Origin of the sequence: Luteibacter jiangsuensis (genome assembly GCF_011742555.1) — a bacterium.
In the GTDB taxonomy this organism is placed as follows: domain Bacteria; phylum Pseudomonadota; class Gammaproteobacteria; order Xanthomonadales; family Rhodanobacteraceae; genus Luteibacter; species Luteibacter jiangsuensis.
In genome coordinates, this window is record NZ_JAAQQR010000008.1 from 111702 (window position 1) to 123829 (window position 12128).

General features: G+C 67.0%; 4 protein-coding genes. 1 reads left to right on the forward strand and 3 read right to left on the reverse strand.

Annotated features, from left to right (window positions below):
* Positions 1 to 118 precede the first annotated feature (118 nt).
* Positions 119 to 2329, reverse strand: coding sequence for a glycoside hydrolase family 3 C-terminal domain-containing protein (locus HBF26_RS16000; protein ID WP_425483007.1), 2211 nt, complete (start codon positions 2327 to 2329; stop codon positions 119 to 121).
* A gap of 143 nt (positions 2330 to 2472) precedes the next feature.
* Between HBF26_RS16000 and HBF26_RS16005 the strand changes: the two genes are divergently transcribed.
* Positions 2473 to 6756, forward strand: a complete 4284-nt coding sequence (locus HBF26_RS16005; RefSeq protein ID WP_167128851.1) for a DEAD/DEAH box helicase — start codon at positions 2473 to 2475, stop codon at positions 6754 to 6756.
* 137 nt (positions 6757 to 6893) lie between these two features.
* On the opposite strand, the gene HBF26_RS16010 is transcribed toward HBF26_RS16005, so the two are convergent.
* Positions 6894 to 9170 (reverse strand): family 20 glycosylhydrolase, encoded by a 2277-nt coding sequence (locus tag HBF26_RS16010; protein WP_167128712.1) that lies wholly within the window; start codon positions 9168 to 9170, stop codon positions 6894 to 6896.
* Positions 9171 to 9324: 154 nt separating this feature from the next.
* Positions 9325 to 12057: a TonB-dependent receptor gene (locus tag HBF26_RS16015; RefSeq protein WP_167128715.1), complete on the reverse strand. Its 2733-nt coding sequence runs from the start codon at positions 12055 to 12057 to the stop codon at positions 9325 to 9327.
* Between the last annotated feature and the right edge of the window lie 71 nt (positions 12058 to 12128).

Genomic DNA, 12128 nt, shown 5'->3' on the forward strand with positions numbered 1-12128 from the left:
TGTAGCGAGCACCCATCGCCGCTGAAGCGGCTCCCACAAAAAGCCGGTCTGCTTTGTGTGGGAGCCGGCTATGCCGGCGATCCCGCGACAGCGGGCATGTAGGCGAGGGTATCGCGGGCTACGGGGCCTTTACGACGGGGAAGCTCTCGCCCAACGTCACCGTTTTTTCCCCGGCCACGTCCGTGGCCGAGCGCGCCAGCTTCACCGAATAGCTTCCTGCCGCGACGTGCCAGCGGCCGGCCTTGTCGTCGTAGCGTGCGAGTGCCAGCGGTTCGAGCGGAATGTCGACACGACGGCTGGCGCCCGGTTTCAGGGCGACCTTCGCCCAGCCCGCAAGGCGGCGCGTCGCCGCGCCAGATGCGGTGACGTAGATCTGCGGGACGTCGGCACCGGCCACCTTTCCGGTGTTCTTCACCGTGACATGGGCCACCGGGTTGCCCTTCGCATCCTTGTCCACGGCAAAGTCGCTGTACGCGAAGCTCGTGTAGCCCAGGCCGTAGCCGAAGGCGAACAACGGTTCGCGCTTCGTCTTCTCGAACCAGCGATAACCGACGTCCGCGCCTTCGATGTTGTAGTCCACGTTGTCGGCCGGCTTCGCCTTCGAATTCAGGCCCGCACCCTGGATGGCCGGACGCGGCAGCTGCGCCTCATCTTTCGGCCAGCTCAGGGGCAGGCGACCGGACGGCGCCGTGACACCGTACAGAAGACGCGCGATGGCCTCGCCGCCGCCCGAGCCCGGATACCAGGCTTCCATCACCGCGCCCACGCGATCCAGCCAGGGCATCTTCACCGGGCCGTTGGTTTCCAGCACCACTACGGTTTTCGGATTGGCCTTCGCCACCGCTTCCACGAGCGCGTCCTGGTTGTCGGGCAGAGCAAGGTCGGGCGTGTCGAACGACTCCGCCGCCCACTTCGTGACGAATACCACGGCGACATCGGCACCGGCCGCGGCCTTCGCAGCAGCGGCGGGATCCGTACCCGGATCGAAGCTCACCTTGCCGCCGAGCTTGCGCATGAACTCGAGCGGCGCGGAAGCGTGGTACCGCACCGGACCCGGCCAGCCCGTCGGCTCGAGGCCCGGCACCGGATCGCCGGCCACATCCGCGACGGCCGACGAGCCGCCGCCGGCGAGGACACCCTTGTCCGCGTGGCCCCCGATGATCGCCACCGATTGGCCCTTGCGCGCCAGCGGCAGCAGGCCGCCCTCGTTGCGCAGCAATACCGCGCCCGCCTCGAGCGCGTTGCGCGCCACGATGCGATCCGCTTCGTACGCGACGGGATCGCGCTTCGCGTCATCCAGAATGCCGTGGGCGAACAAGGTACGCATGATGCGTTTCACCATGTCGTCCAGCCGCGCCTTGGGGAACTCGCCGGAGGCGAGGGCCGCGCGCAACGGCTTGTCGAAGTACACCTCCTTGTCGAAGGTTTCGCCGGCGGATTCCTGATCGAGTCCCGCGAGGGCGGCCTTTGCTCCGCTGTGCACGCCACCCCAGTCGGACATGACGTAGCCCTTGAAGCCCCACTCCTGCTTCAGCACCTTGTTGAGCAGCCAGTCGTGCTCGCCGGCATAGGTGCCGTTGATCCGGTTGTACGAGGACATCACCGAGCCGGGATCGCCCTTGGCGATAGCGAGCTGGAAGGCCAGGAGGTCGGACTCGCGCAGCGCCACGGGATCGATGTCGGAACTCAACGTGTTGCGGCCGGTTTCGAGGTCGTTGATAGCGAAGTGCTTCACCGTCGCCACGATATGGCGCTCCTGGATACCCTTCACGGCCGCACCGACGATCGTGCCGGCCAGCACGGGGTCTTCGCCCGCATATTCGAAGTTGCGGCCGTTGCGCGGATCGCGCGTGAGATTGACGCCGCCGGACAGCAGAATGTCGTAGCCCTTGCCACGCGCCTCGCCACCGATCATGCGGCCACCCGCATGCGCGACGGCCGGATCGAAACTGGCCGCCGTGGCCAGGCCCGCAGGCAGCGAGATGGCGCCCTTGTGATCGGAGCCGTCGCGAGTGACGCCGAGGCCGGCATCCGTTTCGTTGAGGAAAGGCAGGCCGAGACGCGGAATGGCCGGAATGAAGCCCGCGCCGTTCAACGCACCGGGCGGGTTCGGCCCCTTCTCCTTCACCTGCCCGAAGTCGGCGCGGATCATGCGGAATTTTTCGTCGTCGGTCATGGCCGCGACGATCAGATCCGCGCGCCGGTCCGGCGACAGCGAGCGGTCCATCCAGGGACGCTCCACTGGCTCTGCTGCATGGGCGGAGCCGGCAATGCCGGCGGCAAGGGCAAGGGCGAGGGCGCTGCGACGGGCAATATCGGACATGGTCATGGTTCGGCGCGGGTGGAGAGGTGCCCACCATCGCCAAGTCATGCGGTTATCGCAACCCGCGAGACGGAGAGGGAGTACGCTCGCCGCTTGCCTCCAGCGCTGCCAGCCCCCACTTAAGTGGTTCAATGAATTCACAAAAGTCGATGCCGCTCGCCGCCTTCCATCCTGCCGTGGCCGCCTGGTTCGCGGCTGCTTTTCCCGGGCCTACCGAAGCCCAAGTGGCCGCGTGGCCGGCGATCCGCTCGGGCCGGCACACGCTGGTGGCGGCGCCGACCGGCTCGGGCAAGACGCTGACCGCGTTCCTTTCCGCGATCGACGTGCTCGTGCGCGAGGGCGTGGAGCAGGGCGGTCTGCGCGATCGCACCACGATCCTCTACGTGTCGCCGCTGAAGGCCCTGTCGAACGACATCCGGATCAACCTCGAGGCACCGCTGGCCGGCATCCGCGAGGAACTGCGCCAGCGGGGCCTGCCGGATCTCGAGATCCGCACCGCCGTTCGTACCGGCGACACGCCGGCCGCCGACCGCGAACGCATGAAGCGGCGGCCACCGCATATCCTGGTGACCACGCCCGAATCGCTCTACGTGCTGCTGGGCTCGGAATCGGGCCGGGCCATCCTGCGCGACATCCGCGAAGTGATCGTCGACGAAATCCACGCCGTCGCCGCAAGCAAGCGCGGCAGCCACCTTGCGGTATCGCTGGAACGGCTGGAATCGATCGCCCAGCGGCGCATCACCCGCATCGGCCTTTCCGCCACGCAGAAGCCCATCGAGAAGGTGGCCGCCTTCCTCACCGGCAGCGAGCGCGACGACTGCGCCATCGTGGACATCGGCCACACGCGTCGGCGCGACCTCGCGCTCGAAGTGCCGCCGGTACCGCTCGAACCGGTGATGTCGAACGACATGTGGGAGCTGGTCTACAACCGGCTCGGCAACCTCGTGGAACAACACCGCACCACGCTGGTGTTCGTGAACACGCGACGCATGGCCGAGCGCGTGGCACGACACCTCTCGGAGCGGCTGGGCAACGATGCGGTTGCCGCCCATCACGGCAGCCTGTCGCGCGAGCAGCGTCTCGACGCCGAGCAACGCCTGAAGCGCGGGGAATTGCGCGTGCTGGTCGCGACCGCATCGCTGGAACTGGGTATCGACATCGGCGATGTCGACCTCGTGTGCCAGATCGCCTCGCCGCGTTCGATCTCCGCGTTCCTGCAACGCGCCGGTCGTGCGGGACACTCGGTGGGCGGCACGCCCAAGGCACGGCTCTTCCCGATCTCGCGCGACGACCTCGTGGAATGCGCCGCCCTGCTCGACTGCGTGCGCCGTGGCGAACTGGACACGCTGACGATTCCCGAAGCACCTCTGGACGTGCTGGCGCAGCAGATCGTCGCCGAGGTGTCCTGCCAGGAATGGGACGAAGACGCCTTGTTCGATCTTGTGCGGCGCGCCTACCCGTTCCGCGCGCTGAAGCGCGAGACCTTCGACGAAACGGTGCGCATGCTCGCGGAGGGTTTCACCACGCGCGTCGGACCGCGCGGCTCGTACATCCATCGCGACGCGGTGAACCGGCGCCTGCGCGAGCGGCGCGGCGCGCGCCTGACGGCCGTGACCTCGGGCGGCACCATTCCCGACACCGGCGACTACAACGTCCTGCTCGAGCCGCAGGCGACCATCGTCGGCACGGTCAACGAAGACTTCGCCGTGGAAAGCCTGGCCGGCGACATCTTCCAGCTCGGCAATCGGTCGTATCGCATCCTGCGCGTGGAAGCGGGCCGCCTGCGCGTGGAAGACGCGCAGGGTGCGCCGCCGAACATCCCCTTCTGGCTGGGCGAAGCGCCGGGCCGTTCGAACGAGCTGTCGGTGGGCGTCTCCCGTCTGCGCTCGGAGCTCTCCGCCGCCTTCGACGAAGGTGGACGCGAGGCCGCGCTGGCGTACCTGGTGGACGAACTGTCGCTGGCGAAGGCGGCCGCGGAGCAGATCGTCGACTACCTGTTCCGCGCGCGTGCCGCGCTGGGCGCACTGCCCACCCGCGAGACGCTGGTGATGGAGCGTTTCTTCGACGAGTCAGGCGGTACCCAGCTGATCATCCACACCCCCTTCGGCAGCCGTATCAACCGTGCCTGGGGGCTCGCGCTGCGGAAGCGCTTCTGTCGCAAGTTCAATTTCGAGTTGCAGGCCGCGGCCACGGAAGACGCGATCGTGCTCTCGCTCTCCACCAGCCACAGCTTTCCGCTGGACGAGGTGGCGAGATACCTGCATTCCAACTCCGCCGAGCACGTCCTCATCCAGGCGTTGCTCGACGCACCGCTGTTCGGCGTGCGCTGGCGCTGGAACGCCACCACGTCGCTTGCCTTGCCGCGGTTCAACGGCGGCAAGAAGGTGGCGCCGCAGTTGCAGCGCATGAAGAGCGAGGATCTCCTGGCCACTGTGTTCCCCGATCAGGTGGCCTGCGCGGAGAACCTCGTGGGCGAACGCGAGGTGCCGGACCACCCGCTGGTGAAGCAGACCCTCGACGACTGCCTGCACGAGGCCATGGACTGCGAGGGCCTGCTCGACGTGCTGCGCGGACTCGAGTCGGGCACCATCGCGATGGTGGCGCGCGACCTCGCCACACCGTCGCCGCTCGCCTCGGAAATCCTCAACGCGGCGCCCTACGCCTTCCTCGACGACGCTCCCCTGGAAGAGCGCCGCACCCAGGCCGTGCAGTCGCGCCGGTGGAACGAGGCGGAAAGTCCGGACGATCTGGGCCGCCTCGATGCGGAAGCCATCGAGGCCGTGCGCGGCGAGGCATGGCCCGAGGCACGCAGTGCCGACGAAATGCACGAGGCGCTGGTCCAGTTGGGCGCCATCACCCTCGACGAAGTGCAGGCCAATCCGGGTTGGGCGAAGTTGCTTGCCGCCCTGTCGAGCGACGCGCGTGCCACGCGGCTTGGCGACCGCGAAGCACCGCTGTGGGTCGCCGCGGAACGGCTGCCTGCCTGGCGCGCCGTGCGGCCCGGCCTGCCGATGACGCCAGCCATTGCGGCGCCGGCGGAATTCGAAGCACAGGCCTGGACGGCGGAGTCGGCTCTGCTCGACATCGTTCGGGGGCGGCTGGGTGGTCTGGGGCCTGTGCCTTCGGCCAAGATCGCCTCGTCCCTGGGCGTGGCGCAGGCCGACGTGGACCTGGCGCTGACCTCGCTCGAAAGCGAAGGCTACGTCATGCGCGGCGCGTTCTCCCCGGGGGCAACGGACACCGAATGGTGCGAACGACACCTGCTTGCCCGTATCCATCGGTACACCATCGGCCGGCTGCGGCGCGAGATCGAACCCGTGGCACGCCGCGACTTCTATCGCTTCCTGCTCGACTGGCAACACGTGACGCGTGCGACGCAGGTGTCCGGCCCCGATGCACTGGCGGGAGTGATCGGCCAGCTGGAAGGCTACGAGGCCGCAGCCGGCGCGTGGGAATCGGAACTGCTTCCCGCGCGTGTGAACGACTATGGTATCGGCTGGCTGGACGACCTCTGTCGCGCCGGCCGCGTGGTCTGGAGCCGCCTGCGCCTGGGCACCGGCAGTGGGGGCCCTGTGCGTTCCACGCCGATCGTGCTGCTGCCGCGGCGACAACTGCCCGTCTGGTCCGCGGCCGCGCCCGTCGCGGGCGACGAGGTGTCGCTGTCTTCACGCGCACAGGCGGTTGCGGATGCCTTGCGCGACGACGGCGCCTCGTTCTTCGACGAGCTCGCGTCCGCGACGCGCCTGCTACGCACGGAGTTGGAAGACGCCCTCGGGGAACTGGTCGCCGCGGGACGCGTCACGGCGGACAGCTTTGCGGGCCTGCGAGCCTTGCTGCTGCCCGCCTCCAAGCGGAACGGCAGCCGGCACCGCCGCACCCGGCGGCACATGCTCAGCGGTATCGAAGACGCCGGTCGATGGTCGCTCGCACGGCGGCCGAGCGAGCAGCGCAACGATGCCGACGGGCTGGAGCACATCGCTCGCACGCTCCTGCGCCGCTACGGCGTCGTGAGCTGGCGCATCCTGGAACGGGAAGCCGCGTGGCTGCCGCCGTGGCGGGACCTGCGCCGTGTGTACCACCGCCTCGAGGCACGCGGCGAGATCCGCGGCGGCCGCTTCGTCGACGGTCTGGTGGGCGAGCAGTTCGCGTTGCCGGAGGCGCTGCCTGCCCTGCGGCAGATTCGCCACCGCGCGCACGACGGCGAGATCGTCTGCATCGCCGGCACCGATCCGCTCAACCTGGTCGGCACCGTCTTCGCCGGAGCCAAGGTGCCCGCGACGCTCGGCAACCGCATCGCCATCCGCGATGGCGTGCCATTGGCGGCGATGGTGGCGGGCAAGTTCGTGACGCTGACGCCGTTGGAAGGCGACGACGAGCGCGAGGCGCGAAGCGCGCTGCAGCGAAAGGCGGACATGCGCTCCCACGCGGTGTAGGGGATGTTGTGGGAGCCGGCTGTGCCGGCGATCCCGCGGCAGCGGGCACGCTTGCCGCGAGCACCCATCGCCGCTGAAGCGGCTCCCACAGAAAGCGGCAGCGGACAAACCCGTCGCCGCCGCACCCCAAAAACGCCTCAGCGCAACTGTACGTCGCCCAGCACCCAGAGCTTCGGCCCTGGCTTGCCGGTGATCACGAAGCAGAGATCGTGCGTGCCTTCGCGCTTGGGCAGGATGCCGTTGAGCGTGGCGCGGCCGTCCTTCGCCTTCGCGAGCGGGATGGTCGTGAGCTTCGGACCGTCGCAGGTGTCCTGGTGCACTTCCAGCTCGCCGGCCGCAGTGCGCGCCTTGCGTGACACGATGCCTTTCACGTCCTTCCACAGCGCGTAGTTGTACGGCAGCCGGTCCACGGTCACGGCGATGCCGTAGCGGCCATCGAGCTTCACCCCCTTCCACATCCAGCAGGTGTCCATGATGTCGACCTTGTACACGGGGCGTTGTCCGTCCACTGCCTGCGGCGATTCCAGTCTGAGCACGAGCTTGTTGCCGCACATGTCCAGTTCGTCGCTGGTACGGCGCAGCAGCGATTTCGCATCGATGCTGCGGTCGCGCGGGCCGGCAAGACCGAACTGGCCGTCGAATGCGTTGGCGCGCACCGTGGTCGGCAGCGGCACCTCGAAGGGCCCCGTGTATGCCGTGGATTGCGGCGTCGGCGCGGAACCGTCGGTGGTGTAGCGCAGGGTGCCGTAGCCCGTCTGGTTGGACAGCGTGACCTTCGCATTGCCGCCCATGGCGGGTTCGTCGGCGATGGCGACAGCGAACGCGCTGTCGGCAGGTACGATGCCCGCCGCGCGATAGCGCGACATCTGAACGGGCAAGCGCGCGAGGAAGCCGTGCCAGTCGGTCCTGGACGACCACGTGCGCTCGGCCAGCGCCGCCATGCGCGGAAACGCGGCATGCTGGATGCGATACCAATTCGGCAGGTATTCGCTGAACAGCGTGGCCTCGGCACCGAGCACGTGCTTCGCCTTGTCGGGAGCGATGGCTGTCGGCACGGGATCGAAGTCGTAGATCGTCTTCAACGTTTGCCCGGAAGGACGACCCGGCGGCTCGTCGGGCAGCGAGGACTGCAACTGGTCGAGGTAGAGGGTGGGCGAGGGCGCCAGCACCACATCGTGCCCCGCGTTCGCGGCCTTGATGGCGCCTTCGGTGCCACGCCACGACATGACGGTAGCGCTGGCCGGTACCTTGCCGTCGAGGATCTCGTCCCAGCCGATCAGGCGGCGTCCGTGCTTGTCGAGATAGTCACCGATGCGGGCGATGAACCAGCCTTGCATCTTCTCCTCGTCGTCGATGCCAAGCGACTTCATCTTCGCCTGCACCGTCTTCGAGCGCTCCCATTCGTCCTTGGCGGCCTCGTCGCCGCCCACATGGATGTACGTGGACGGGAAGATGGCCATCACCTCGTCGAGCACGTCCTGCAGGAAGGTGAAGGTGCCATCGTCGACGTTGTACAACGCGGTGTTCACCCCCCAGTCCGAAGACACCGCGAGCTTCTTGCCGCCTGCCCCGAACTTCGGATACGACGCCACTGCGGCCTGCGCATGTCCCGGCATCTCGATTTCCGGTACCACGGTGATGTGACGCTCGGCCGCATAAGCCACGATCTGCTTCGCTTGCTCCTGAGTGTAGAAACCGCAATACGGTTCGTCCTTGCCACCGGTGAGCGCCACGTCCGGACCGACCGCCTTACGGCACGCGCCGACCTCGGTGAGCTTCGGGTACTTCTCTATCTGCAGGCGCCAACCCTGGTCGTCGGTGAGGTGCCAGTGGAACGTGTTGAGCTTGTGCATGGCCATCTGGTCGAGCAGATGCTCGATCTCGCTTACGGACTGGAAGTGCCGGCTCGAGTCGAGCATCAGGCCACGCCATTCGAAGCGGGGCGCATCAACGATGTGCACGCCCGGCACGCCGTTGCGCGCGTTGGGGTCGGTCAGCAGTTGCCAGTACGTCACCGCGCCGTAGAACAGACCGGTTTCGTCGTTCGCGGCGATCCGCACGCCGGCGCTGCCGACATCCAGGGTGTAGGCTTCGCGACCCTTGACCGCGGCCTCGGTCGCCAGAGCGATGCCCCCGCTTCCCGCCTTGCCTTCGACGATGTCGAGGGTGAGACCACGCGCCTGGCGAATCCATCCTTGCAACTGCCCCGCGACGCGTCTGGCCTGAACGTCGCCCGGTGCCACGACGATCTTCGTGTCCGCCGCGATCCGGAAATGGCCCGGTGTGCGCTGCACCTGCGCGGGCATGGGGATGAGCGAGAGCGGCGCGTTGTCGACAGTGCCCGTGGTTTGCTTCGGCGAAGTGGCGCAGGCGCCGAGGCTGGCGGCCACGGCGAGAAGGAGGAATCGACGCATCCAGGGTTCCTGTCGTATCGGTGATCGTTCGATTGTGCCGCTTTCCCTGCGGGAAAAAAAACGGGCCCGGTCGAGGAATTGACGGGCCCGAGGGGAATGGAGCTTCGAGGGTTGCGTTTGCGGCCGTCCTTGGCCGCGCATCCGTGACGCTTTATCAGAGGTCGAAGTGCACCGATGCCATGTAGCGACGGCCGGTGGTGTACTTGGCGACCGGCATGGCGGTCGTGCCGAGGTACTGCTTGTACTTCTCGTTGGTGAGGTTCATACCCGCGAGGGTGAACGACACCTGCTGGTTGAGTTTCCAGCCAAGGGTGGCACCGAGATCGGCGTAGTCCGCCGTGGTGGCCGGCGGCGCACCGGCGATGTAGCCGCCGGCGAGGTACTTGCCGCGCCAGTTGTACGTGATGCGGGCACTGAACGGCCCCATTTCGTAGTACGGGCTGACCGAGTACGAGTTCTTGGAGTTGTACGGCAGCGAACCGCCGGAATCGAGCGTGCCCTTCGCGTAGGTGTAGTTCGCCGTCACGCCGAAGCCGGTATCCCAGAAGGCCTGCTGGTAGCTCAGGCTTCCGCCGCGCACCTTCCCCGACCCCGTATCGCGCGGACGGCTGATGCTGTACGTGCAGAAGCCATCCGGGGTGCAGAGACCCTGCGCAACCTGCCGCGCGAACGTGGTCGGATCGTTGAGCAGACCCGAGTTGAACTGCGTCTCCGGCTCCGAATCGACGAAGGTGTAGTTCTGGATCTTCTTGTAGAAGCCGGTGAGGGCGATGTACGACTGCGGTGCGAAGTACCACTCGGCAGACAGCGAATAGTTCTTCGATTCGTACGGCTTCAGGTTGGGGTTGCCACCAGAGCCGGTCAGCACCGAGTCGTTGAGGAACAGGTTATTCACCTGCATGTTGTACGGCGGACGCGCGATCACCTTCGCCGCTGCCAGGCGCAGCACCACGTCTTCGGCCAGGTCGTAGGCCACGTTCAGGCTGGGCAGCCAGTTTTTAGTGGTCTTCGACGAGGTCTGCCAGGAACCGGCCGGAGCCGGAAGCACCGGCGCGCCGCTGTAGTTGAAGCCAGTGCCGTCGGTCTTGGTATCGACATAGCGAACGCCCACGTTGCCGTGGAAGTCGCCACCGGCGAAGTTCGCCTGCAGGTACGCGGCATTGGTCTTCTCGACCAGCTTGTACGTGCCGTTGAGATACGTGCCCGGGTCTTCGTTACCGCCGTTGGTGTTGCGAACCCATGCGTACTGCGCGTTGCGATCCGGCATGACGTGGCTCGACGAACCGTCGAGCGCGCCGCCGAAAGCGTCGAGCGTGTCGGTGAAGCCGCCAAAGCCGAGGTCGGCTAGGTTTGTCGGTGCGTTGCCGCCGTAGACATGCGCCTGCATGCCTTCCTCGTGACGGTTCCAGCGATAACCGAAGGCCAGTTCGTTGAAGAACGAATCGAAGTACTTCGAGAAGTCGAGCTGCGCATAGGTGTCGCGCGCGCGGGCCGAATAGTCGCCGTAGTTGCCCGGCCAGCCGCCGAGGCCGTCCACGTCGCCCATGTGCCAGTTGGCCGGATCGCGCGCGGCGGCCGGGTTATCGAAGGCAAAGCCCTTGTTGATGTCCCAGGTGTAGCCGCCGGCATACACCGGCTCCATCACCGCCTGCGAGATGTTGTTGTTCACCGCCTTGCTGTAACCCGCAGCGCCGCCGAGCTTCCAGCCATCGCCGCGGAAGGTGGTCTTGAAGTCGTGGGCGACGGTACGCACCACGGACTTGCGAATGTTGCTGTCGAACGTGCCCTGCGCGATGGCCGGGCAGCCCACCGTGTCGTTGCCGCAAACGTGTCCGCCCGTGACCACGCCGTTCGGGCCCTGGTTGAAGCTGGTGACGTTGCCGGGCGTGGCGCCGGTGAACGGATACAGCGACTGGTTCCAGTTGTCGAAGTTCTCGCGGACGAACAGGTTGTTGATGTCGATGTCCCAGTTGCTCGTCGGGTGGATCTGGAAGCCAAGCGTCGCCGTGTCGCGCTTGCGCTTCTGCTGGAACCACGCCGAGTTCACTTCATCGGGGACCTTCGCGTTCGGGTCGAGCGAGCCATCGGCGATGCCTGCGGCCACGGCGGGGCTCGAAGCCCACTTCGACACGGGGCTGTAGCTGAAGATCTCGAAGCCCTGGCGGTCGATCTTTTCCTCGTAATGCTGGATCGACCCGATCACGCCGAAGGTGTTGCTGTCGTTCTTCCAGCTGTACAGCGCCGAGCCGTTCGGGCGGGTGCCCGGTGTGGCCTGGTCGTTGTAGTTGAGACCGAACGAGCCGCGGATCGTGTTCGCGGGCAGGTCGAGCGGCTGCAGCGTGTGCAGCAGCACCGTGCCGCCGAGGCTGCCTTCCGGCAGACGCGCTTCGGGCGACTTGTAGACCTCCAGGCGGCCGACGATTTCCGGCGCCAGCATGGTGAAGTCGAAACCGCGGTTCGGCTGCGCACCGTACTGCCACGGCGTCTGCGAGATCGGCTGGCCGTTGAGGAAGGTGAGGTTGAGGCTGGGATCGGTACCGTCGATCGACACGCGGTCGCCCTGGCCGAACTGGCGATCGATCACCACGCCCGGAATCTGCGTCATCGCTTCGGCGACGTTGGTGTTCGGGAACTTGCCGATGTCTTCGGCGGTAACGGCCTCGACCACCGCGTCGGCGTTCCGCTTGGTGTCCAGCGATTTCTCGAGGCTGGCGCGGATGCCGGTGACGGTGATGCCCTCGAGCTGGGCCGCCTTGGCGGCGTCTTCCTTCTCCTGGGCGGTCTGCGGCCTGGCCGGTGCGGCCGTGTCCTGCGCGGCCACGGTTCCGGTGAAACAGCAGAGTCCGGCGATGATGCTCGCCGTCAGCAGGTTTCTACGATGCGACATGGTGTCCTCCCCTCAGAGGATGTGTATCGACGATGGGCCTTGCGACCCGCTTTTTTGAACTAAAGCCTGCG

Excerpts from the sequence above, each read along its gene's own strand:
- HBF26_RS16015 (WP_167128715.1), bottom strand. The coding sequence starts at position 12,057 with ATGTCGCATCGTAGAAACCTGCTGACGGCGAGCATCATCGCCGGACTC.
- HBF26_RS16010 (WP_167128712.1), bottom strand. The coding sequence starts at position 9,170 with ATGCGTCGATTCCTCCTTCTCGCCGTGGCCGCCAGCCTCGGCGCCTGC.
- HBF26_RS16000 (WP_425483007.1), bottom strand. The coding sequence starts at position 2,329 with ATGACCATGTCCGATATTGCCCGTCGCAGCGCCCTCGCCCTTGCCCTT.
- HBF26_RS16005 (WP_167128851.1), top strand. The coding sequence starts at position 2,473 with ATGCCGCTCGCCGCCTTCCATCCTGCCGTGGCCGCCTGGTTCGCGGCT.